General features: G+C 59.5%; 17 protein-coding genes. 8 read left to right on the forward strand and 9 right to left on the reverse strand.

Translation table 11 applies throughout. From position 1 onward, the window contains the following. Positions 1 to 33: 33 nt before the first annotated feature. The 8 genes from QEZ49_RS15880 (at position 34) to QEZ49_RS15915 (ending at position 13859) form a co-directional block, all read left to right on the forward strand. On the forward strand, positions 34 to 1044 hold the full coding sequence (locus tag QEZ49_RS15880) for a FecR domain-containing protein (protein ID WP_280388332.1): 1011 nt from the start codon (positions 34 to 36) through the stop codon (positions 1042 to 1044). Between the two features lie 110 nt (positions 1045 to 1154). Continuing rightward, the gene (locus QEZ49_RS15885) at positions 1155 to 4616 is read left to right on the forward strand and encodes a TonB-dependent receptor (RefSeq protein WP_280388333.1); all 3462 of its coding nucleotides are present in this window, start codon (positions 1155 to 1157) and stop codon (positions 4614 to 4616) included. A 537-nt stretch (positions 4617 to 5153) separates the two neighbouring features. Further along, positions 5154 to 5660 carry a sigma-70 family RNA polymerase sigma factor gene (locus QEZ49_RS15890; protein ID WP_280388334.1) on the forward strand — a complete coding sequence of 169 codons (507 nt, stop codon included), beginning with the start codon at positions 5154 to 5156 and terminating at the stop codon, positions 5658 to 5660. 91 nt (positions 5661 to 5751) lie between these two features. Then, positions 5752 to 6693: a FecR domain-containing protein gene (locus QEZ49_RS15895; RefSeq protein WP_280388335.1), complete on the forward strand. Its 942-nt coding sequence runs from the start codon at positions 5752 to 5754 to the stop codon at positions 6691 to 6693. A gap of 290 nt (positions 6694 to 6983) precedes the next feature. Then, positions 6984 to 9518 carry a TonB-dependent receptor gene (locus QEZ49_RS15900; protein WP_280388336.1) on the forward strand — a complete coding sequence of 845 codons (2535 nt, stop codon included), beginning with the start codon at positions 6984 to 6986 and terminating at the stop codon, positions 9516 to 9518. A 363-nt stretch (positions 9519 to 9881) separates the two neighbouring features. After that, positions 9882 to 10406, forward strand: a complete 525-nt coding sequence (locus QEZ49_RS15905) for an RNA polymerase sigma factor (RefSeq protein WP_280388337.1) — start codon at positions 9882 to 9884, stop codon at positions 10404 to 10406. Positions 10407 to 10484: 78 nt separating this feature from the next. Continuing rightward, the gene (locus QEZ49_RS15910; RefSeq protein ID WP_280388338.1) at positions 10485 to 11411 is read left to right on the forward strand and encodes a FecR family protein; all 927 of its coding nucleotides are present in this window, start codon (positions 10485 to 10487) and stop codon (positions 11409 to 11411) included. A gap of 99 nt (positions 11412 to 11510) precedes the next feature. Beyond that, on the forward strand, positions 11511 to 13859 hold the full coding sequence (locus QEZ49_RS15915) for a TonB-dependent receptor (RefSeq protein ID WP_280388339.1): 2349 nt from the start codon (positions 11511 to 11513) through the stop codon (positions 13857 to 13859). Positions 13860 to 14275: 416 nt separating this feature from the next. Here QEZ49_RS15915 and QEZ49_RS15920 read toward each other — a convergent pair whose 3' ends face one another. From QEZ49_RS15920 to QEZ49_RS15960, 9 genes are all read right to left on the reverse strand, one after another. After that, positions 14276 to 14929, reverse strand: a complete 654-nt coding sequence (locus QEZ49_RS15920; protein WP_280388340.1) for a TonB family protein — start codon at positions 14927 to 14929, stop codon at positions 14276 to 14278. A 218-nt stretch (positions 14930 to 15147) separates the two neighbouring features. Then, the gene (locus tag QEZ49_RS15925) at positions 15148 to 16173 is read right to left on the reverse strand and encodes an energy transducer TonB (RefSeq protein WP_280388341.1); all 1026 of its coding nucleotides are present in this window, start codon (positions 16171 to 16173) and stop codon (positions 15148 to 15150) included. Beyond that, positions 16173 to 16763, reverse strand: coding sequence for a TonB system transport protein ExbD (gene exbD / locus QEZ49_RS15930; RefSeq protein WP_280388342.1), 591 nt, complete (start codon positions 16761 to 16763; stop codon positions 16173 to 16175). Before exbD ends, QEZ49_RS15925 begins: the two co-directional genes overlap by 1 nt. Before the next feature lie 6 nt (positions 16764 to 16769). After that, positions 16770 to 18131 carry a tonB-system energizer ExbB gene (gene exbB / locus QEZ49_RS15935; RefSeq protein WP_280388343.1) on the reverse strand — a complete coding sequence of 454 codons (1362 nt, stop codon included), beginning with the start codon at positions 18129 to 18131 and terminating at the stop codon, positions 16770 to 16772. Further along, positions 18109 to 18630, reverse strand: coding sequence for an Rrf2 family transcriptional regulator (locus QEZ49_RS15940; RefSeq protein WP_280388344.1), 522 nt, complete (start codon positions 18628 to 18630; stop codon positions 18109 to 18111). The genes exbB and QEZ49_RS15940 overlap by 23 nt, the downstream gene beginning before the upstream one ends. After that, entirely contained in the window at positions 18621 to 19025 is a 405-nt protein-coding gene (locus QEZ49_RS15945; protein WP_280388345.1) for a YbaN family protein, read from the reverse strand. Before QEZ49_RS15945 ends, QEZ49_RS15940 begins: the two co-directional genes overlap by 10 nt. A 54-nt stretch (positions 19026 to 19079) precedes the next feature. Further along, positions 19080 to 19475 (reverse strand): hypothetical protein, encoded by a 396-nt coding sequence (locus QEZ49_RS15950; RefSeq protein WP_280388346.1) that lies wholly within the window; start codon positions 19473 to 19475, stop codon positions 19080 to 19082. A gap of 219 nt (positions 19476 to 19694) precedes the next feature. Beyond that, the gene (locus QEZ49_RS15955; protein ID WP_280388347.1) at positions 19695 to 20324 is read right to left on the reverse strand and encodes a biliverdin-producing heme oxygenase; all 630 of its coding nucleotides are present in this window, start codon (positions 20322 to 20324) and stop codon (positions 19695 to 19697) included. Between the two features lie 365 nt (positions 20325 to 20689). Next, positions 20690 to 23197, reverse strand: coding sequence for a TonB-dependent receptor (locus tag QEZ49_RS15960; RefSeq protein WP_280388348.1), 2508 nt, complete (start codon positions 23195 to 23197; stop codon positions 20690 to 20692). Positions 23198 to 23410: the final 213 nt, after the last annotated feature.

Genomic DNA, 23410 nt, shown 5'->3' on the forward strand with positions numbered 1-23410 from the left:
AGGCAGCAGCGCGATGACACCCGGATGACCTGAGTGGGACGTAGACAGCGAGATGGCGATGAACCCGGTGAGGAGTTTGCTCACGACGATCCTGTCGTTGATGCAGCTCTGACCTGGTTCACACGCTTGAATAACGCTGCGCCGGATGCACGCGTGCAGGCCGAGTTTCAGGCCTGGCTTGCCCAGAGTTCGCGCCACGTGGCGGAATTTCGGGCCCTTGAGCAGATGTGGGGATCGCCTGCGTTTGGCAAAGCTGCGGGCAGCCTGGCGTCGGCCAACAGAGGTGGTCAACGCATTGCTGCCGGCGGGCGTACTGGCACGATATCACCCGCCCGCCGCTGGCGCGGTTACGGGGCGCTGGCCGCCGCCGCTGCTGTTGTGATGATCGGCGCGTGGCAACTTCCTTCGCTGCTGCTGCAAATCCGTTCCGATTATCTGACCTCGACGGGTGAGCGCGCGACCATTGCGCTGCCGGACGGATCGGTGATGACGCTCAACACCGCAACTGCCGTGGCCATCGACTTTGAACAGGGCAGGCGGCAGGTTCAGTTGCTCGCGGGTGAGGCATTCTTCGACGTCAAGCATGACCCTGCGCATCCTTTTCGCGTCGCAGGCCAGTTCGGCAATGTAGAGGTAAAAGGCACCGCTTTCGCTGTGCGGCAGGACCGCGAGGAAGACGTTGTCGTGCTTGAGCGCGGCCTCGTGGTCGTCAGCAAAGGCACGCAGCGCACCGAACTGCATCCCGGTCAGATGGTGGCGGCGACGGCGAACTCACTCAGTGCCGTTTCAGATGTGGATCTTGATGGTGCGCTGGCTTGGCGCGACGGTCGCATCATTTTCGCCGATCAGCCGCTGTCGCGCGTGTTGGCGGAGCTGGGGCGATACCATTCCGGCCGGGTGATCGTTGCAACCGGATCGGTGCAAGAGCAGCGTGTGACCGGTAACTATCGGCTCGACGATATCGACGGGGCGTTCAACACGCTCGCCGACGCGGTTGGCGTCTCGATTTATCGTTTGCCTGGCGGCCTGATTATTTTTCGCTGAGCCAGCCTTTTCCCTTTCTGGATTCTCACAGCTCGAACGTCTCGTCTAACAGAGGCAAGTTTCGGTCGTGTTTCGGCCGTGCCTGAGGGTTCGAGTTGGAGTTGTTTTGTATGCGTACTGCGTGCAGGTCGGCGGCATTTGTTGCCGCGCGTATCCCATCGAAATCATCGATTATCGTTTCTCTGGTTCTCAGGTCGTTTTTGCTGAGCGGCGTCAGTGTCGCTGCGGTGGGTGTTGCTCAGGCCCAGCAGGCAGCGCCTACAAACGCTGCGGTCAATTTCTCCATTCCTGCACAGCCGTTGTCGGCGGCTATCAACGCCTTCATCAAGCAATCCGGCTGGCAGATCAGCTATTCATCCGCGCTTGCAAGCGGCAAAACTTCGAACGCAGTTTCGGGCAGCTACACTCCGACACAGGCATTGCAGCTTCTGGTGGCTGGTACCGGCATTGATGTCCGCTCCGGCTCTGTCGGTTCGGCAGCGCTGGTTGATGCAAATGCCGCTGGCAACGACACCGGAGCAATGGTGGACGGCGCGATAGCTCTTGATACGATCGATGTGAGTGGCGGCAGTATTGGGAATGCGGCGCTAGCGGATGCGCCTTATGAGACGCCGGGATCGTCGTCGTTCATATCCGCCGAGCAGTTGGCGCGAATACCAGCAACATCGCCAGGCGATGTGTTTATCAACACGCCCGGCGTGATCAACGGAAACCGCGTTGGCACTTCGCTCAACCCGAATATTCGCGGTTTGCAAGGCATGGGGCGCGTCAACACGACGATCGACGGCGCGCGTCAGAACACGAGCACTTATCGGGGCTATACGGGCAATCGCGATGAAACATACATTGATCCGGACATGGTCGGCGGCATCGATATCTCGAAGGGGCCGAGCACCGGTGCGGGCGTGGGCGGCATTGGCGGTTCGATCAATTTTCGCACGCTTGAAGCCGCAGATATTTTGAAGCCCGGCGAGACAAGCGGTGCGCGTATCAAGGCGAGTTTGGGTGGTAATGCTTCCAAGCCGCCCGCCGCTGGTACGACCACGAGTGCCGATCGCCCCGATTTTTATGGCGACTCTTTTTCAGGAAGTTTCGCCACTGCTGTAATTGCGGGCAACTATGAAGCGGTGGCAGCTTACTCGAAGCGCCAGCAGGGCAACTACTTTTCCGGCACCAAGCTGCCCGATGGCCTTTTGATCGGATCTGGAACAAACGCCGGCGCCCAGGTCAAACCCGGCAGCGAGGTGTTCAACACTTCGGAAGACACCGAGTCGTTTCTTGCCAAGGGTAAGGCGTCGGATGGCGAGCAGTCGCTGCAGCTGAGCTATCTGTTCTATGGCTCGAACTCCGGGCAGATCAGCGATCTGTTTCTCGTCACCGGCTTTAACAACAATCAGTACGACCCGACCTACACGCGTGTTGACACCTACGCCGCAAATTATCGCTACACACCTTCTGACAACGATCTGGTCAACTTCCGTGCCAATCTCTGGTTCACGGATCTATTTTCAGAACGCTTCCTCGCGACAATCGATAAGCCGTACGGGACCCGCACTGTCGGCGGCGACATCGGCAACACATCCACGTTCGATCTTGGTTTCGGTGCACTTTCGGTCGACGCTGGTGCTGAATTTGTGCGCGAGCATGCGACTGCAGAGCAGTTTGCATCGACGGTCACCTATTCCGGTGGTTGGGAAACGTATGGCCCCTCGGGAACGCGCCTGATGGCTAGTGCTTATACCTCAGCCACGTTCAAGCCGACCGACTGGGCAAAATTCTCCGGTGGCGTACGATACGACTACTATCAGTCGGAAGGCGAAGGCTATCTCGCGGCGTATCCGGATAAGTCCGACAGCGGCATCAGCCCGAATGTGTCGATGACGCTGGAGCCGACGGATGGTGTGCAGCTCTATGCCCAGTACGTTGAAGGCATGCGGCCGCCTAGCTTGCGCGAGACGCATTGGCATTATCAAGGCCTGCTCGTAAACAATCCAAACCTCGGCCCTGAGTATTCAAGGAATAAAGAAGTAGGTCTCAATATCCTGCGTGATGACGTACTAATTCAAGGCGACAAGCTGCGGTTCAAGGCGTCGTACTTTGATAACAGCTATGACGATTATATCATTCGCTACTTGAGGGAGACCGTGCCTGCGCGCGGCAATGTCTATCACTGGGCCAACATCGAAGGTGCAACCTATCGTGGCTTCGAGCTTTCCGGTGCGTATGACGCGCGCAAGTTTTTTGTCGAAGCGGCATTCACGAAGTACACCAAGATTGAATACTGCCGCGATAATATCGGCTGCGCGACACCTGCTTATGGCACCGTGTTAGGGGGCGCTACATCGCCGACCGCATCCGATTACGTATCAAACTACATTCCGCCGGAATATTCCGGCAGCGTCACTGCGGGCGTGCGTCTGTTCGACGAAACGCTGACGCTCGGAGCGCGCATGCATTTTGCCGGGCTGCGAATGGGCAGTTCGTGGAATGGCGCGAGTGCATCCAGAATCGGTATCGACACCACCTGGCCGAAGTATCAGATTTTTGATGCGTTTGGCTCTTATCAGATCACCGACGACATGCTGCTGAACTTCAGCGTCGAAAACATCACCGATGAATACTACTTCGGTGCGCTGGCTTCCGTCGGTATACCATCACCGGGCCGCACGGTTCGCCTCGGGCTCACGCACCACATTGGCGGCGATGCAATTCCGCAGGTTGCACCGCTTACGTTGGGCAGAGCTGCGAGCGGCGCTCCCGGTAGCGATTGGACTGGGCTCTATTTTGGCGGGTTCGTAGGGTATTCATTTGCTGATCTGAATGGCACGACAACGGCCGCCGACGGAACGGCGGGTGGCATTCCAGCGACTGAATCGGCGCGCATCGACCTGGAGAACGTGCAGAACGGATTGCGTGCCGGTGTAAACTATCAGTTCGGCAATCGCTTTGTTGTCGGCCTCGAAGGCGACTTCTCATGGCTGAAGCATCAGGGAATTCAGCAAGCGCTCGTCACTGAAAGTTCAGAACTAGCTGATGCGGGCTGGCTGCAGGCGGACACCGAGTATTCGCTTGACTGGATGGCCACGTTGCGCGGGCGCGTCGGTTACGCTTGGGACCGTTATCTTCTGTATGGCACGGGCGGCCTGGCGTTCCTGAAGGAGGATCAGACGCGCACGCAGTATCAGTCTGACGTTGGCGCTGCGAACCGGCTCTATGGACGTAAAACGGAAGAGTTTTTCAAAGAGACGGCATCGGGCATTCGCCTTGGATGGACGGCCGGAGCAGGATTTGAATACGCCATCGACAATCACTGGTCGCTGACCGGAGAATACAGCTTTACCGGCTTTGGCATTGAGAAGTTTCTGTTCTCTAATGCGCGTCAGGGTATTAGCAAAGGATGGAGCACTACAACCATTTGTAGACCCAACAACTCAACGCCTCCATGTCCGGGCGGCGTAACAACGGTGATCCGCGAGACGACACCCGGTACATCGGAAACCGTAAATGGGCGCAAGGCATCGAACGAACTCGATCTGCAATTGCTCAAGCTCGGCGTGAACTACCGGTTCTAGATTGGTATTGCCTAAGAAGTGCAGGTCTTGCCTTCGCGCCTTTTGAGGGATTGCCGCAAATGGAATGCGGCAATCCCTTTGCATTTGCGCGTGCTGCATCTTCGAAGTGGCACGCAGATCCGGTTCGCGCTTTGTCTGACTGCATCCGCATGCCGGAGCGATACCCGGCCCCGAGAGTGCAGGTGATCGGATAGGTTCAACTCGCAGCTTGCGCCAGACAGGGCGCGATGCCATTCGGTCCCGGTTCTGCGCCTGGAGCCATGCTTCGCCCCGCACGGCTGTGTCGATTTCGCATCATGCCGGTCGTAAACCGATCGCACGGGAGGCGCGTTTTTGCGGCGATGGCTCTGCTCCCAATTCGGGTAGCTCGCTGGCAAAGAAAGCAAAAACAGTACTGATGGCGTATAGTTTGCTGTTGCCGAGATATGCGGATCTAGAATCGGTCTAGTGCATTAATATTGCCCGCTAAAACCGATCTGCTAGGAGCATGTAGGCATATCGGCATCGGTGGTCGCCGATTGCTGTGGGGGTACGCGTATGGCTGCGAAATCGGTCGATCTTGCAAATCTGTATTCATCGGAGCGCAGTCGGCTCGGACGGCTGATCGATCGTATCGTACGCAATCCGGCGACGACGGAAGATCTGGTGCACGATGTGTTCGTGCGCGTGATGACGGGTTCATCGCCGGAGGTTCGTGACGAGCGGGCCTACCTGTCACGGGTTGCGCGCAATCTGGCGATTGATCACACGCGCAAGGCCGTTCGCACCGTCGATGTGAGCGAAGAAACGTTTTTTGCCTTTGTCGATCCAGCGCCGTCGCCGGAAACCATTGCGGCCGATCGGCAGGCGCTTGCGATAACGGTTGGGGCGATTGCCTCGCTGCCCGAGCGCACCCGCCGTGCGTTGGAGCTGCACAGACTTGGCGATCACACGTTGGAGAGTATCGGCAAGCAGCTCGGCATCTCCACCTCGCTGGCCAGTCGGTTGGTGATCGAAGGCTATCGGATTGTCCAGAAGCGTCTGGATGAAGCGGGCGCTGTCTGAGGCGTGGAAATTTCCCTCGGCAATACGTCAAACGTCCTGGGAGCGCAGATCGGCTATCCGGTTGTCATCTGAGGCTGCTCGCACGACGCTTATGACTGACAGGAACGATGATCTTTGGAACGAGGCAATGGCGTTGCTGCTGCGGTGGCAGCAGTCGCCCGATGATGCGCGTCTTCGTGAGGAAATCCGCAGCTTCTGCAACGAAGGTGAAGAGCAGCTTGCAACCTGGGAGAGCGTCAAACGCCTCTATCGCCTAACCGGCGAGGCAACGGGTGCGCCCGAGCGGGAAGAAGCTCGACAACGCAAGCGCGACATCACCCGCCGTGGTGTTCTGACGGGATTGGGCGTGATTGTGCTCGGCGGCGCTGCTTTGAGGGCGCCGGATATTCTGCGCACCTGGGGGGCCGATGTTGTCTCCGGCGTTGGTGTCATCGACACGCGGATACTGGCGGATGGCACGACGCTTACGCTGGGTCCGGATAGCGCTGTGCAGATCGCGTTTACGCCCACTTCGCGCACGGTAAACCTGCTTGATGGTATGGCGCTGTTCGATGTGGCCGACGACGCTACACGGCCGTTCATGGCGCGTGCTGGAAGCTATGTTGCCGAAGCTGGCAGCGGCGCTGAATTTGAGATGCGCGAGAACGGCGGCCGCAGCCTGATCGGCGTGGGGCGAGGCCGCGTGAACGTGAGCCTCGGTGCAAAGTCAACGGCAACGGAACTTGCTGCGGGCGACTGGATGTCCGGCGCCGCATCCGGGAAAGACGTTCGCCGTGGGCATCGTGATGGTATAGCCGCCTGGCGTGACCGCAAGCTGATCGCGGATGGTGAAACCGTTGGCTCGGTGGTGGCTGAGATCGCGCGCTGGCAATCATCGCGCGTTGTGATCGCCGATTGGAATCTCGGGTCCGCAGTCGTGAGCGGCATTTACGATCTGGCCGATCCGACCGCTGCGCTTGAAGCGGTGGTGGCGCCCTATGGCGGCCGGGTGCGCCGTGTCACGCCCTGGCTGACGGTGGTGAGCAGCGTCTAGGCCATGTCCGCTTCGGATCCTATCAGGCCGAAGCGCACATCATCGCTCCCATCAAACGGATCAGGCTTCCGGATTCTCAGTGACGTTTCTTGCGCGGGTGAGCTACGGCAGCGGCGTGCCGATTGAGCCTGGATATTTGCGACACGCGGGCCTCCGAGCCATGGCCGAAAAAAAATATGACTCAAAGTGTAGAAAATCGGCGCTCCATTCCGTCGATAGCTTAGGTGCCCGATGCAGCCTGAATGGAGCTGCCACCGGGTAATGCGTTCGAGTGTGGAGAGTTTGCGTAAATGCGTACCCCGATTTTGCGTGGCGGCCGCCAGTCGGCCGTGCTGGAGGCGCTTGCCCTCGCGTTACTGATTTCAACGTCGACATTTTCTATCGACGCCGCGCTGGCTCAGCAGAGCGGTTCGGCGACGTCTGCTCAGCGCAGTTTCGCTATTCCCGCAGGTTCGCTTGCCGGCGCGCTCGTGGCGTTTGGACAGCAGTCGGGCGTGCAGGTCAGCTATGTGCCATCGGTTGCGGCGGGGCTGAGCTCGCCTGGCGTGAGCGGCACGATGAGCGCTGACACAGCATTGTCGCGGCTGCTTGCGGGCACGGGGCTGTCATTTCAGATGGGCGGATCAAACACCGCCGTTATTTCGAAGCCCGATGCCAACTCCGCCGGGGCGACGGTCGACGGCGCGATCGCTCTTGATACGATCGATGTGAGTGGCGGCAGCAGCAACCATGTTTCATCCGATGCCCCGTACGAAACTCCGGGGTCATCGGCGTTTATTTCGGCAGCACAGATTCAGCGCGTCGCGCCGACATCAACCGGCGACATATTCAAAACTACGCCCGGCGTGCTGGTAACCGGCAACCGCAACGGCGTGTCGATGGATGTCAATATTCGCGGCCTGCAAGGGATGAACCGCATCAACACGACCGTTGACGGGGCTATGCAGCAGACGTCGCAATATCGCGGATATGCTGGACACGACAGCCGCACGTTCGTTGATCCTGAGTTTATCGCTGGCATTGATATTGAAAAAGGACCGGGCGGATCACCCGGTGCCATGGGTGGCACCGTCAATATGCGGACGTTGTCGGCCAGCGATATTTTGAAGCCAGGTGCAACTTATGGCGCGCGCGTTCGCGGCAGCATTGGCAATAATACCGTCGATCCCGACGATACACCAAGGGTTGGCGGCCAAGCTTATAGCCGCTGCTGTCCGCGGGTCAGCTTGCCGCTGGTGACAGGACTAACCGGCGGGGATGGCATGCTCAATTCTGGCAATGGCATGGCCAGCGTAGTGGCGGCAGCGAGCTTTGAAAAGATTGATGTCGTTGCGGGTTATGCGCATCGTCAGGCCGGAAACTATTTTGCCGGCACGCATGGCAAAGAGCTGCGACCCGGCCAGACAGACACGATCCAGCGGTATTCGCCTTATGGCTTCGGTGAAGCGGTGCATAACACTTCGCAGGACACGGCATCTGCCTTGGCCAAGCTCACGTTCCGCCCCGCAGAAGGTCATAAATTTGATTTTGGTGCCACCCGTTATGAAAGTGTGTATGGCGAAGCTTATGGCGACGTACTGTTGTTCTCAGGAACAACTGGCACCTATGGAAAATCTCAGAGCCGTTTAACGACAGTCACCGCTAACACCTACACCGGCCGCTATGCGTGGACACCAACCGACAATCCGCTGATAGATTTTCGGGCCAACATTTGGGCAAGCGAAATTTCGGACACCTACCTCATCAACACCGTCAACGACGCATTCACCTGGGGTGGTGATGTGCAGAACACTTCGCGCCTTACGGTGCCGTTCGGCGATCTCAAGTTGGACTATGGCCTGCAGTATTTCATCGAGGAGTCGGAGTCCAAAAACGCGAGCGGTACCGTGCTTGCGGGCAGTGCGAGTGGTGACCGCAGCATGACGAGCGGCTTTGCGCGCGCTGCGTACACCGTATTGGAGAAAGTGCGTCTCGATGCCGGGCTGCGCTATGACTATTACAAGGTGACAGATGGGGGGCGAAACACAAACGTAGCGGACAAAGAGGATACCAAGCTCAATCCCAACGCAGGTATCACTGTGATGCCGTTTCAGGGTGTGCAGGTGTTTGGCAAGTATGCTCAGGGATGGCGGCCACCCAGTGTGCGCGAAACGTTTCTGGTGATGACAAGCTTCATAACGCCCAACCCCAACCTGCAACCGGAAGAATCAGAGAACTGGGAGTATGGCGTGAATGTCAGCCGCGACGGTGTGCTCACTGAAACGGATCGTCTGCGGCTGAAGGTTGCCTACTTCGACAACGACTACGTCAACTACATCGTGCGCGCCAATCCGATCATCACGCCACGCGGTTTCTACAATATCCCGGGCGTCAAAATGAAAGGCGTCGAGTTCTCCGGCTCTTATGATGTCGGTTGGGCCTTCACAGAATTCGGCATCAACCGCTACACCAAGGTGGAGTATTGCCTCACATCCACCTGCGCTGCGCAGACCGGCGGCGACGATTATGGTTCCTATCACATTCCACCGAAGTACTCGGGAAGCGTGACGCTGGGAACACGTTTGCTTGATGAAAGACTTGTGCTAGGCGGCCGCGCGACATTTGCGGGAACGCGAGCTATTGGGCGCGCTGGTGGTTCGTTCAGCAGTGATTGGGCGCCGTATGTCGTGTTCGATCTGTTCGGCTCGTATGAATTTGATCCCGGTCTCAGTGTCAACGTCAGCGCCGAGAACATAACCGACCTTTATTATCTGGACGCGCTCTCCAACGCGCGCCTGCCATCGCCTGGCCGTACGGTTCGCGCGACGCTGACCCGGAATTTCTGAGTGGATGACAAGCGCGATAACTGCTCCGCTTCCACGCTATGTGTAAGCAAGTCGTGGTGCGGAGCGGTTGCGTCAGTACCTGCGCCGCTCGTCCTGAATCTGTGATGCGCGCGCAACACCGGGCGAGAGGAATGCAGTTGGCTCTCGCGCTGCCGCTGCCTTCTCAAGACACCTCGCAACTCAGCAAACACGCCGAAACATGACGATTAATGTCCAGTTTTTGGCCGTGCGCGCGGCGGCCTTTAGAGCAGGTCTAAATCATCGCCGTTGAGCGCAGCGAGCTGGGGCGTTAGGGGATTTTATACGCCACGCTCGGCCGTGGCACGCTTCAACGCAGTCCGACCAGTGTCAGTGTCCAGTATTATGACCTTGCAGCCAGCCGCCAACGATTTTGACCGCCTGTTCCGGCTCTATCATCGCGATCTTGGCGCGTTCGCGTACGGTCGGCTGCGTGACAGCGAAGCTTCTTCCGACGTGGTGCAGGATGCGTTCGTGCGTTACATTGCACACACACGCACGGCGCGTGAGGCTCCGGAAGCGCCCCGCTTTTTCCTTTGGCGCATCGCCAGCAATCTCATTCTAGACCTTGGGCGGCGGGATCGCCGTCGCGGCCGCATGGCATCGCTGGATGATGTCGCGGCGGAGCTGGCCGACCCGACGCCGTCGGTGGAGCATCAGCTTTCGGCGCGCGAAGAATATCGCATTTTCTTGCAGGCGCTGAACGAGCTGCCGAAGAACCAGCGGCTAGCTTTGGTGCTCAACCGCGTGGAGCAGATGACCCACGCTGAAATTGCGTGCAGGCTCGATGTCTCGCCCAGCATGGTCAACAAGTACATCATGAAGGCGCTGAGCCATTGCGCCATCAGGCTGATGCAGGCGGGGCGCTGATTTTGTCGCGCCCACGCTGTCAACTCTCGTCGCTGCGGCGTCTTGAAAGATAGATGACGCATGCGGCAGCAAACCCGAATGACTGATCAAGGCGCAGGCTCGCTCGATCCTCTCACCGAGGAGGCGCTCGCATGGCTGGTGCGCCTGCATTCGGGCGAAGAGACCGAGCAGGACTGGCAGCTTTATCACGACTGGAAGGCGGCCAGTGGTGAGCAGCGTGCTGCGGCTGAGCGCGCCGAGGCGATGTGGAGCCGGCTTGGTCCTGCGCTGGCGGGTAAGAAATCACGCAAAATTTCTGGCGCGCTGGTTCTGATGGTGGCGCTGCTCGGCACCGCAGCCTATTCGGGCGTGTTGGGTCGCTCCAATCAATGGCTGGCGGACGAAGCTACCGGGATAGGCGAGCGCCGCACAGTGCATCTGGCTGATGGCAGCGCGGTGGTGCTCGATTCCGTCACCAGTTTCGACGTTGAGTTTTCGAATAACGAACGCCGCATCAAGCTGCGCGATGGCCAGATCTACGTAACCGTGGCGCCAAATCCAGAGCGTCCGTTTGTCGTTGAGGCGCAGGGCGGAGATGTGCAGGCTCTGGGCACGGCGTTTAACGTGCGTATCGATGAAGCTGAGGTAAGCGTTGCTGTGACCGAGCACGCGGTGCGCGTCGGCATGATGAACGCGCAGAGCGTGGATGTGTCGGTCGGATATGGCGTCGATTACAGCCGCGCAGATGGGCTGGGGCAGGTTGCTGCGGTCGATACCGCTTCAATCACCGCCTGGCAGCGGGGTGAACTGGTGTTCGACAACCGCCCGTTGGGCGATGTTCTGGAAGACATGGAGCGTTATGAGCGCGGCGCGGTGATCTTCACCGATGCGGAGCTGAAGCAGCTGCCGGTCACGGGTGTGTTCAGCACGGACGATCTCGGCGCATTCTTCGATGCGCTGGAACACGCGCTGCCCGTGCGTGTGACGCGGCTGCCGTTGGTGACCGTGATTTCTCGCGCTGAATAAAAATCAGAGCCGAAAAAATCTATTCGATCGGTGTCAGGTTTTGTGAGTCCAGCGTCTTTCCCTTTGTAGGCCGGATCGTACCGGCGCGTGGGGGACAGTATGAGTATGCGTATTGCCGAGCGATCGGCATTGATGAACGTATTGCGTGCGGCGTTGCTCGGATGCTGCGCGGCGACGGCAGTGGTGGCAACGGCGCCAGGGGCGCAGGCGCAGACTGCGTCCAATTCGGTTTCTTATAACATTCCGGCGGGCAGCCTCGGATCGGCGCTGACAAAGTGGGCGCAGGCATCGGGACTGAAGCTGCTTGCATCAGGCGGCGTGCTGCAGGGTCGCTCAACGGGCGGACTCTCCGGCGCCTATGAGCCCTATCAGGCGTTGGGAATGTTGCTGGCGGGTAGCGGCCTGACATATTCCAGCAGCGGCACGACGGTAACGATCGCTGATCCCAATGCGGGCGGCAATCAGGCCGGTGCAAGTGTTGATGGCGCCATCCCGCTCGATACGATCGATGTGAGCGGTGGGCAGAGCAATTCGTGGGAAGGCAATCCGGATCAGGTTTACGCGACGCCGGCGGGTGTCAGCGTTGTCACTGGCCAGGACATCGCCGAGAAGTTCGGCGGCAACGCTGACAACGCGCTGCGTTCAACCCCCGGCGCATTCACGCGCATGGCGGAATCTTCGGCCGGCATTGCTGTGAACATCCGCGGTTTTGAAGGCTTCAACCGCGTCAACATGATGATCGATGGCGTCCGGCAGAACTTCCGCGTTTTCGGACATGGAATGAACGGTGGCAACGCGTTTGTCGATCCATCGCTGCTGGCCGGCGTGGACATTGCGCGCGGCTCTGTTATCGGCGCTTCGGGTGTTGGTGCTCTGGCTGGATCGGCCAATTTCCGCACGCTCGATGTTGATGACATTCTGATGCCGGGCCGTGACTGGGGGCTGTTGGAAACGATCCGCGTCGGAACCAACGGCTACAACGCTTCGGTGATGTCAGCGGGCGCTATACGGCGCGAAAACACCAGCGCCAGCATTGCTGTCAGCCATCGCGGATCGAATGACTATCGCGACGGTGACGGCAAGGTTGCCACCGGCACAGCAGAAGATCTGACCTCGGGCGTTGCCAAGCTGAACTTCGGCGAGAACCAGCCGCATCGGCTGAGCTTTGGTGCTGTATGGTATGACAATGACACGACCCTGACCGGCGCAAGTTTCCCGATCGAAAATCAGACCTACACTGCGAAGTATCGCTTCGTTCCGAACAGCGATCTCGTGGATCTGCGCGTCAACGCTTACTACAACGTGACTGAGGCCACATTCACATCGAACATCAACGGTCAAAACGCGCCGGTGCAGAACAAGGGCTTGGGTGTTGATGTTACGAACACCAGCCGTGTCGCGCTTTCCGACGCCGCGGCGGTCACGTTCGATTATGGCGCAGCCTATTATCGCGATGATGTCGACAATGGCGGTAGCGTTCTGCTCAGCATTGCGCCGGGTCAACAGGATGTAGCCGGTGCGTTCGCTTCGGCGCGTCTGAACTGGAAGATGCTGGAGGTCATTGGTGGCCTGAAATACGACTATTACGCCATTACCGGAACGAGCGAGGCGTTTCTGTTTCCTGCAGCGCCCGGCGTTGAGATCGAAAATAGCTCCAGCGCCTGGAGTCCTAAGCTGACCGTTGCAATAACGCCGCTGGACTGGCTTCAGCTGTATGGCACCTATGAACATTCGTTCCGGCCGCCGAGTGTATCCGAAACGATGTTCCCCGGCGCGCACGGCACCAGAAATGGCGCTCATGCAAACCCAAATCTGAGGGGCGAGCGCAGCAAGGGCTGGGAAGCTGGCGTGAATATCCGCAAGGATGGATTGCTGCTGGCGGATGATAGCTTCCGCTTCAAGGCAAACTATTTCCAGAGCGATATTCGTGACTACGTGGCGTTCGACATCACCGACTTCAACACATTCCGCATTCAGTTCACGAACCTTCCCGGCGTGACGCCGATATCCGGCGTTGAGCTGCAGGGCAGTTACGATGTGGGCGTTGCCTATGCGAATGTATCGTACACCACCACTGACATTCTGCTTCCGCAGGGCATCTATACAGGCTCCGGTGCTGGCGATCTCGGCCTGCTGCCGGAAGATTATCTGACAGTGGATCTAGGCGTGCGTCTGTTCGACAAGAAGCTGACACTTGGCGGCCAGATGCGCTGGATCGGTGAATCGCTGCGCACCAATATTCTGAGCTTCCCGATCCGTCCGCCGCTCGCTGTAGATGCGTATAAGCTGTTTGACGTCTATGCCAACTATCAGGCGAATGAGAACGTGAACTTGTTCGTCAATGCGGAGAACGTGACTGACGTCATGTATCAACCGGCGCTGAAATCGCACACTGGCGATCCGGGCCCTGGCCGACGGGTGGTAGGCGGTATCAGTCTCAGGTTTTGAGGCGGTGCAGTGAATATCGAGCATCGATAGAATTGGAAAATTCAAGGGTGTGCGAGTGGGTCTCGCGCACCCTTTTTGTATGCGGCGGGTTTGAGATGGCAGCGCACGCGCCCGTCAGGCGAAGCAAGGCAATCAGGAAGCGGCAGGCTGCAGTCGCGTGCAACGGAACTGTGCCAGCGACGAGGGCACAGTTATGCTGGATCAGTCGGCCACCAGTTTGTCTTGAGGCAGCAGTAAGAGTTGGTTGGGAATTGAGTGTGGGGAGAAGACAAATTTCCGGGGCGTGCCGACGGGTAGCCCCGGATTGTAATAGGTTTAGTGCTGAAAATTTATTCGTCTTGAAATTCGATTCGGCCGGCTTGTTCACGGTGGGCCGGCCAGGCAGGTAAGCGATGTTTTTGTCTGGACAGTAACGGTCAGTTCGAAAAACGAATGGGAACCGTGAGGAACAGGGTTTTGCCGGTTACGTCGGCAGGCGGTGGCGGCACCGGGCTGGCGCGCTTTGCCAGCGCCATGGCTTCGGCATCAAGTGCTTTGTTGCCAGAACTTTTGACGACCTGTGTGGAGAGGACCTTGCCGCTGCGGTCGATCTTGAATGCGACCGCTGCCGTGCCCGCGCCACCGGAAAAGCCGCGCTTGTGGCTGTTGATATGGGTGAGAAGCTTCTGACGCCATGGCGCGAGCGACTTGGGAGCGGCGGCGGCCTTCTTGGGCGCATTTGCTTTCGGCGTCGTTGTGAGCAGCGGCGCAGGTGCATCGCCGGCCATCGGCGGAGGTTCGCCTTCCTGTGCGCGGGCGGGTGCGTAGTGCGCAAGCACGGCAAGGGCGAGCGCAGCGGCCAGCGGCAGGGCGGCCAACGCCTGAAGTTTCCAGGGCAGCGCTGTCAGCAGCGGTGCAGGTGCCTGAGGCGCAAGGACCAGATTGTTTGAGGTGCGCAGTGTTGCGCTGCCCGCGGGAGCAAAAGCGCTGGGCGATGCGTAGGCGTGCGCATCGGTATGGAAGTGTGGCTGCGCCAGAGGCCGGACAGTTGCCGATTGGAAATCACGGGGCAGGTCCGGTCGTTGCTGCAAGGGCTGGGGCACATGGTTTTGTTGTGCCCCTCTTAATGATCGTGAAGCGATATAATTTGACATGACGCATACTCCTACAACTTAAACTACGCAGGTTTTCACGAAGGCCGGAGGTTGGGGGACGATACCGTGTGTCGGTCGTCAAGTTTGCGAGTTCGCACCGTTTCCCCTTCGCCTAGCAATCGACATTCCAAAGTTCTTTCAGCCGCGCCGAAGCATCATCGCCCGATGCGAACCGGAGCTGTCATCAGCAGTGAATTGCCTGGCACGTTGGCTGGAGGCCGGGGCACGGGGCTGGCGCGGCGGACAAGCGCGAGCGCTTCCCTGTCGAGAGCAGAGTTGCCCGACGAACGCACCAGCCGTGCCGATTTTACGTTGCCATTGCGATCGATGCTGAACGCAACCGTTGCAGTGCCGCGGGCGCCGCCGGGGGCTCGCTTCAGGCGATTGAGATGCGCGATTACCGTTCCGCGCCACGTCGCAATTGACGCCGAAGATGCGGTGCCGGATGAAGGCGCTGCGTTGACCTTGGCGCGCTTGTTGTCCGTAGGCTTCGGCGCCGTCGGTGCCTGCTGCGTCGCTTGCGGCTTTGGCTTCGGCTTAGGCTTTTTCTTTGGCGGTTCGGGCTCTTCCTCTTTCTCTGGTTCTTTCTCTTCCGGCTTTTCCTTTGGCTCTTCCTGCTCCGGTTGCGGTTTTGCCGGCGCTTCCAGAATAGCTTCAGCCTTGTCGTTCTCGACCAGCTCCGGGTTGTCGTTCTCGGGCTTGACCTCTTCGATTACCGGCTCTTCGATTGGCTCTGGCGGAGGTTCGGTCTTTTCCGGTTCCTTGACCGGCTCCTCGGGCTCGGTTTCTTCAACCGGTTCCTTGACGTCCTCGCTCGGCTTACTCTCTTCGCTGGCATCCTGCTGAACACCGACGGCGACTTGCTGCTCGGGAACGTCGGGCGCGACGGCTTCCGGTGCCAGTTCGACCATCACGGCTGCAGGCGGCTCTCCTGCCGGCGCCTGCTCTCGCGGCCAATACACAACGGCATATACGGTGCCAGCGTGCAGCATGCCGACGCAAAGCATCGACGCGGTCCAGCGCATCAGCAGCTTGCGGCGCGTCTCGTGATCTCCTGGCAGGCCAGCCTCTTCTTCTTCGTCGCCGAGGGCCTCGAATAGTTCGGGATGCCCGTCGTCGGCGGTGTAGAGGCCGGCTTGGGGATGAGAGCCCCATTGAGAAGTGAAGCGCGACAATGCCATCAAGGTGAATCCGATGCTGGCGCAGACGCTGGAACTGATGCAGGGGCGGATTGTGCGGCTGGAGCTGCAGGAGCTTCGCCAGCAGGTGCAGATGTCGAGATGCCGAGCGGATCACCGGCAGTCGGCGCGGCGGCCGGGGTTGCCGGTGCGGCACCAGCCGTGGCGCTGGGAAGCGTTTCGAGACCGACGAGGCCGATCTTGAGATAACCCGCTGCACGCAGCTCGTTCATCACCTCCATCAAGTCGCCGAAGTCGACGGTCTTGTCGGCACGCACGTAAATGCGCTCGTCCTTGTTGCCATTAGTTCTGGTGTCGAGCGCGCTTTTAAGCGCCGTCCGAGCGACTGGATCGTTGCCGAACGCGAGTGTCAGGTCCGATTTCACCGTCACGAAAATTGGCTCGTTCGGACGCGGTGTCGGCAGCGCGTTAGAGGCAGGCAGATCGACCGCAACATCAACGGTCGAGAGCGGTGCTGCCACCATGAAGATGATGAGCAGCACCAGCATCACGTCGATGAACGGCGTGACATTGATCTCGTGATTGACGTCGAGCTCGTCGCTGTCGTCGCGCGCGTTAAGACTGCCAGCCATGGATCGTTACTCCGCAGCAAAAGCTGTTCCAGCGCCGGGGCCGGACACTGGTGCTCCGAGATTGCCAGGGGTGGCATGTGGAGCAGCGCCAGCGCTGTTCGCCTGCGTGGGATTGGAGGAATACGCCGCTGCCGTTGTTTGCTGGTGCTCGCGCTGCATACGGTTGAAATCGAGGTCGCGGCTGACGAGCCGTTCGATCAACGCGGATGTGTTCGCCAACTGCAGCCGATAGCCGGCAATCGAGCGGGCAAAGTTGTTGTAAATGATGACCGCGGGAATCGCTGCAACCAGACCGATGGCGGTTGCGAGCAGGGCTTCGGCGATGCCCGGCGCAACGACGGCCAGATTGGTCGTCTTGGTTTCCGCGATGCCGATGAACGAGTTCATGATGCCCCATACAGTGCCGAACAGACCGACGAAGGGGGCTGTGGCGCCGATGGTTGCCAGCAGGCCTGTGCCGCGCGTGAGGCGGCGTCCGGCATCGGCCTCGACACGCGATAGCCGTGAGGTGACGCGTTCCTTGATGCCATCGGCGCCTTCGCCGTAATCGATCAAGGCTTGCGATGCGCGCATTTCCTCGGCGGCTTCCCGGACGAGATAGGCGCCGGTGCCGCGCGTGCGGCGAACGAAGTCCAGCGCTTCGCCCAGCGATGCTGCAGTGCGCAGACGCTTGAATGTGCGGCGGACACGGCGCTTGGCAACGGAGAGTTCGAATGCCTTGGCCAGCCACACCGTCCAGGTGGCGAAGGACGCGATAGCCAGACCAATCATCACCGCCTTCACGACGATGTCGGCGGCCATGAACATGCCCCAAGGCGACAGATTGTGGGGCAACGCCGGATTGTTGGCAGATTCGCTGGCGGGTGCAGGCGACGTGCTATCAGCGGCCGGGCTTGCGCCATCGACTGGGTTGGCACCATCGCCCGCAGCAGTCGAGAGACCGGGTTGCGTGCCGTCAGGTGCGGGCTGTGCGTCTGCACCAGCGGATTCAACATTAGTTTCCGGAGCCGACCCTGCTGCGGATGGAGCAGCGAACGACGGCATGGCTGCCGGTGACGTGGCCGCGTCAGATGCAGGTGTGGTAGCGCCAGATTGTTCGGCTGCGGCCGGTGCACTTACATCGTTTGGCGATGTAAGTGATGGAGGCTGTCCTGGCGCGCTATCCTGTACCGGCACAAATTCAGGAGCCGGAACCGGTTGCGCGGCCTCGGCGCTGTAGGACGGTGCAGTTTCCTGCGCGCGTGCGCTGTCAATGGCGATGCTGCCTGCAGCACCGCAGGCCAGCAGGTACAGGAACGCTGCCGTCAAGCGTGTACGGGAGGCGCGGCATGACGACGTGTTGCCGTTAGCCATGGAGGTGGGCTGCATGGGCTTCGAGACTCTCGGTTGACAGAGCGACGGGGGAGGCTGCCTTCGACAGGCGGCAATCTTGGCAGGCGAGGCGCAACGGCGGCTGCTCGACCAACAGGTCGGCAATCGTGAAGCGGTTCATCAGGCTGATGAAGCTGGCCCAGCCGGTTTCAATGATGCTGGCGAGGGCGGTCGCGCCGGGACCATCAAAGCCAGCTTCGTTGGCGCCGCCCAGAACGTCCTGGCGATCGACGCGTGAAATTTCTGGCTGCGTGTGACGCAGTACTTCGCCAATCGAGATCTGGCGCGCGGGCCGGGCAAGCCCGATGCCACCGTTGCGGCCGCGCACCGAGGTGACGAAGCCTGCACGGCGCAGCAGGTGCGCAATCTTGGCTGCGTGCTCTTTGCTGGCTCCGGTTCCCGATGCCGCTTCGAAAGTCAGCAGATAACGGTCAGCGGAGCGCGCGCAGGCAACAAGGATGCCGATCGCGATCTGCGATTGCCGAGTTAGCAGCATGGGAGATTGTCCTTCGTTTGATCGAGGGCAAATTTTGCGGGTGTCGGCCGTGAAACAACGTACGCGGCCGATGCGACAAAGAAGCCCGCAACACACAGCGCCAACCAGAGATCAGGATGGGCGCCAACTAGAAACACAGCGAAGCCGATCGCCATGCCAACACAAGCCATGGCCTTTGCACCGACGGGAATGGCGCCGCTTTCGTTCCACGCGCGCAGCGTCGAGCCGAAACGTGGATGGCCGAGCAGCCAGGATTCAAGCCGCGGCGACGAGCGCGCAAAGAACCAGCTTGCGAGGATCAGGAACACGGTTGTCGGCATCAACGGCATGAAAGCGCCGACGACGCCAAATGCGACCATCAACCAGCCGAGACATAGATATAAAATGCGTGTCATGTCTGCCGATGCCTGAAGTGGATTGCTGTATGCCGTGCCACTGGTGGATGATTTTCAGTGCGCCAAGCGCTGCGGTGCAGTGGTTGTTCTTGGGTTGCCGATGTAGGGGCAGGTCGCCTTTGCGGATGCGCGCAGATGGGGCAGAAAGCCCGCATCCATCAGGCCGATCACCGTTTCCTTGCCGTTGCGGATATCCGCGCGAGTCATCGCCAGATCGAGATTGTCGGCAATGATGGCGCCGAAGCGTCCGTCATCGCAGCGCGTCAGGAAAATGGCGCCACGGGCTGCAAGGCACACGATTTCGTCGTCGAGAAGCAAAGTCGTTTCGTCCAGCAATGGCCGCGCGTGCAGCACATTGCTACGGGGCGATGCCTCAAGGCCGGATAGATTCGCGTGCGCCTTCGCAGGCGGCAAATAACTCGACAGGATGCTCACAATTCCGATGCGCATTGCATTGCTCCGAACGCAGAACGATTGCGGAAGAACGGTAGTCTTGCTTGCGGGGAGGCGCGTACGGTTGCGCTTCCCCTGTCTTGCTGATGTGGCCGCCGCAGCGCTCCCCATGCCAAACCCCATCGATTGCCGCGCAGGGTGTGTTGCCTGCGCGGTTTGATGGACGGGAGAATTTGACCTGGTCGGCATCATGTGGTGCGGCGCGGCCTTCTGGGCTCAAACAGCTTCCGCCGGCAGCGGCATGTGATCGTTTACGAGGCCACGCACGCGGTCGAATGCGGCGACGGCATTGGCGATCACCCGCTCATTTTCAGCATCCGAGAGGGTGACGGCATCAAGCGCGGCGGTGAAAGTGCGCCAGTGCAGGCCGCGCCCTTCGGGAGCACCAGCCAGATGGCGGGCGCCGAAGCCCTCGTTGAGGTCCAGCTTCAGCGCTTCCTTCAGCAGGAAAGCGGCCCCGAGGTTGGAGCCCTCTGCAACATAAAGCCAGCCGAGAGCCGCAGGCAGATCCACTTCAGCGCCGGCTGCAAAGTGCGGCGGGGTTTCGATGGCGGGTATGGCGATGCCAAGATCGGTGAGATCGGCCTGGATCTGGCCAACGCGACGGCGCCCCGGTAGATCCGGCAGCAGGCCATCGAGCATCGCGTTGTCATAGAGAGCGTCGATGTCGCGATGAAACGCGTACTGTACCAGCAGGAAGCGGCCATAGCGTGCCCGGTCAGCGAATGGCGCGGCGGCCATGATGCGCTTGTCGAGCCGGTCGTGGGCACCGTGGGTGGCAGCCCGCAGGTCCTTGGCCCTGCTTGGCGTTTCTGCCTTCGGTGCGTCAGTCAAAGTCGTCGTCATCGTGTGTCTCGTTTCCCTGTTCGAAAAGACTGCCTGCATTTGGAAAAGCCAGCCGCCTCGTGGCCCCTCTATTGAATAAGACGTTCGAGACAGCCGGATTTTCAGCTCCGCAGCCCCGAAAGACGAAAAAAATTACGAGGGTAGTATTGAAATCGGAGGTTGTGGCCTGCCGGCACCATTACGCGCAGTGGCGCATGCATATGCAGGCCGGCGCATGGGCCTTGCGAGCGCGAGAGCGGGCTGTGCCGAAGTGGGCGGTATCCCGCTGGCAGGATGCGGCGCTGGACATTCCGGGCAGAGCTAGTGGCTGGGCGGGGCGCGCAATGACGGTGGCGGCTCAGCGGCCGCCACCGTTCGTCAGGCGTTCAGAACTTCGCGGTCATGCCGACGCGTACCGTCCGTCCCGGTGAAGGCATCCAGCCGTTAAGCGCGTCGACGTAATAACGGTTGGTCAGGTTCTCCACATTCAGCGAGAACGTCGTGTTGTCGTTGAACTCGTATGACGCGAACCCGTCGTACACAGTGTAAGGCAGCCAGAAGTTGGTCTGCTGAGCGCTGGCCGGCAGCGGTCCCATGCGTTTGCCGACGTCAATGACGCGGCCGCCGACAACGAGCTTTTGATCGAGCAACCGTACGCCGAGTGTCAGGCTGCGCGAGATCTCCGGTGGCAGGTGATTGGCCGCATAGTCATTGGTCAGATTGGCTGAGGCGCAGGTCGACTTGGTTTTGCAGAACTCAAAGTCTGTGTAGTAGGTCAGCGATGCCTGAGCGAAGAAATAGCCGATGTCATATTCAGCCATCGCTTCAAACCCGTTGAAGCGCGCGGTTGCGATGTTGTCGACACTATAGAACGGCAGTCCTTGGCCAATGTTGGGATTTGGAACGCGGGCGATGTAATTTTCGTAGTTGTTGCGGAAGTAGGCGAATTTGAAGCGGGCTTTGTCGTCATCAGTCAGCAGACCGTCTTTCATGTAGTTGACGCCGAACTCCCAGTTCTTCGCCAACTCGGGCTCCAATGCCGGATTGGGCGCAAGACCGGAATCGCTACCGATGGTTTCCCGCAGGCTGGGTGGACGGAATCCCTCTTCGTATTGGGCATAGAGTTGAAGGCCATTCAGCGGCGTTACGGTAACGCTTGCCATCGGGTTGAGACGGCCACCGCTTTTGTCGGCATACACTGCAATGTGCGTGTTGTTTCCGCTTCCCGAGACGCGCGGTCCGCCCTTGTCTTCAATGCTGAAGTAATCGTAGCGCAGACCGCCATTGAACTTCAGCCATTCGCTAGCTTTCCATTCGCCATCCATAAATGCGCGGGCTACGTCTCTGGTGCCGACACTTCCCTGTAGCGGAACGCCGATCTCGGTCTTGTACGCCCGCCCGCTCAGGTATGGCTTGCCTTTGGTGTCTTCCAGCGTGTAGGCGGCGCCGTAAGCGAGCTTGAGATTACCTATGGCGGTATCAAGAAAACTCGTATTGGAGATATCGGCGCCGTAGGTCCAGGTTTCGGAGTAGCGGGTATCGAGTGCCATCATCTCTTTAGTAAGGAATGGCGGAAAATAGATCGCTGGCCCGACAGATACAGTTCTCGACTGGACGTCAGTTGCCCAGACATTGGCGCGCAGATCGATCAGGTCGCTTTGCGGATTCCAGCGATAGCGTGCCGTGTAGGTGTCAACTTCTGCATGGGCGAGCGGCAACTGGCGGAACGACTGATCGCCCGTAACCAGCAAGCTGCCGATCGTTTCGCCGAACCTGCTTGAGAACCGCTGATAGCCGATGTCGAGTGTCTGTTCTTCGTCGAGCCTGATGGTCGCTTTCGCCAGTGCCGAAAACGTTTCCTCCGAGCTGTTGAACATTTCCTCGCCTGGGTTGGTGTACGAGAGTGGCGCGTTGGAACCCTGCGAAGTCCAATACTTTGTCGGTCCATTCTTACCGACGAAATAATTGCCCTGCTTTCTTTTCGCGACCGCGACAAGAACATCGAAATTTTCGCGCGTGGCGGCAAAGGCGGCACTTCCGGTCTTGTTGTCAAAATCAAGCAGGCCGGGCGCATCGGTGCTCTGATCGAACGCGGTCTCGCGAATGTTGCTGGTTGCGTTGTCATTGGTGCTCATACGCAGCCGAACACCTTCAGTTTTTCCCGGCAGCAGAATGTCATTGACGCCGATGGTGCTGAACTCGACAACGCCGCCATTCGAGCCCGCACCTGCGGCTCCGCCGGCTGGTCCTTTTTCAATGCTCACGCCGCTGATGAAATCAGGATCGACATAGGTGCGATCGTCGGCGCCAAGGTAGCCGCGCCATGTGGAGGTGGTCTGCTGCGTGCCATCGATCGTAACCTTCACACGGTTCATGCCTTGCATGCCGCGAATGTTGACGTCGACGGACGAGCCGTTGTGGTTCATCGCTGAGATAACGCCGGGCGTGTTCTTGAAGATGTCGCCAGCGGTTGTGCCGGGAAAACGTTCGATCTGCGACGATGTGATGAACGATGTTGAGCCTGGCGTTTCGTACGGAGTGTCGGCGCTGGCCGCCGAGCTCTGTCCACCGCCCACATCAATTGTGTCGAGAGCAATTGCGCCGTCAATGTTGGCGCCGGTGTTGGTCGAGCCGGGGCCATCAAGCGTGATGGTCGACTGGCCGGTGTAGCGATAGGTGATGCCGGTGCCAGCGAGAATGTTGGACAGCGCCTCATTGGGTGTCAGTGATCCTGAAGCGCCACCGGTCGACTTGCCGTTGGCAAGGCTGGCATCGAACAGGATCTGCAAGCCGGATTGCGCGGCAAACGAATTTAGCGCGCTGGTCAGCGAGCCGGCAGGAATGGAAAAGCTTTTGGTGGTGCTCTGCGTGGACTGAGCCATTGCAGGCGTCACTGGGCCGGGTGCTCCTGCCAGCAAGGCGGCAGACAGACACAAAATCGCACGGTGATGGAAATATCCCGCAGCTCCGCTGGCTGCGGGCCGCAACTTACGCCTCGACATACTACGCTACCCTTACGCAACTCACACAATGTGATGCGCCCCCCAAAGGCGCTCACTGGGTAGACGAACAAGGGTCGACCAAAAGGAGTCAAAAAGTAGCGAAAA

Origin of the sequence: Hyphomicrobium sp. D-2 (assembly GCF_029872155.1) — a bacterium.
Classification (GTDB): domain Bacteria; phylum Pseudomonadota; class Alphaproteobacteria; order Rhizobiales; family Hyphomicrobiaceae; genus Hyphomicrobium_A.

Bases quoted from the DNA above. Each gene is read 5' to 3' on its own strand.
- QEZ49_RS15890 (WP_280388334.1), top strand. From the start codon at position 5,154: ATGGCTGCGAAATCGGTCGATCTTGCAAATCTGTATTCATCGGAGCGC.
- QEZ49_RS15915 (WP_280388339.1), top strand. From the start codon at position 11,511: ATGAGTATGCGTATTGCCGAGCGATCGGCATTGATGAACGTATTGCGT.
- exbB (WP_280388343.1), bottom strand. From the start codon at position 18,131: ATGCAGCCCACCTCCATGGCTAACGGCAACACGTCGTCATGCCGCGCC.
- QEZ49_RS15905 (WP_280388337.1), top strand. From the start codon at position 9,882: ATGACCTTGCAGCCAGCCGCCAACGATTTTGACCGCCTGTTCCGGCTC.
- QEZ49_RS15895 (WP_280388335.1), top strand. From the start codon at position 5,752: ATGACTGACAGGAACGATGATCTTTGGAACGAGGCAATGGCGTTGCTG.
- QEZ49_RS15910 (WP_280388338.1), top strand. From the start codon at position 10,485: ATGACTGATCAAGGCGCAGGCTCGCTCGATCCTCTCACCGAGGAGGCG.
- QEZ49_RS15950 (WP_280388346.1), bottom strand. From the start codon at position 19,475: ATGCGCATCGGAATTGTGAGCATCCTGTCGAGTTATTTGCCGCCTGCG.
- QEZ49_RS15885 (WP_280388333.1), top strand. From the start codon at position 1,155: ATGCGTACTGCGTGCAGGTCGGCGGCATTTGTTGCCGCGCGTATCCCA.
- QEZ49_RS15945 (WP_280388345.1), bottom strand. From the start codon at position 19,025: ATGACACGCATTTTATATCTATGTCTCGGCTGGTTGATGGTCGCATTT.
- QEZ49_RS15900 (WP_280388336.1), top strand. From the start codon at position 6,984: ATGCGTACCCCGATTTTGCGTGGCGGCCGCCAGTCGGCCGTGCTGGAG.
- QEZ49_RS15955 (WP_280388347.1), bottom strand. From the start codon at position 20,324: ATGACGACGACTTTGACTGACGCACCGAAGGCAGAAACGCCAAGCAGG.
- QEZ49_RS15925 (WP_280388341.1), bottom strand. From the start codon at position 16,173: ATGGCATTGTCGCGCTTCACTTCTCAATGGGGCTCTCATCCCCAAGCC.
- exbD (WP_280388342.1), bottom strand. From the start codon at position 16,763: ATGGCTGGCAGTCTTAACGCGCGCGACGACAGCGACGAGCTCGACGTC.
- QEZ49_RS15940 (WP_280388344.1), bottom strand. From the start codon at position 18,630: ATGCTGCTAACTCGGCAATCGCAGATCGCGATCGGCATCCTTGTTGCC.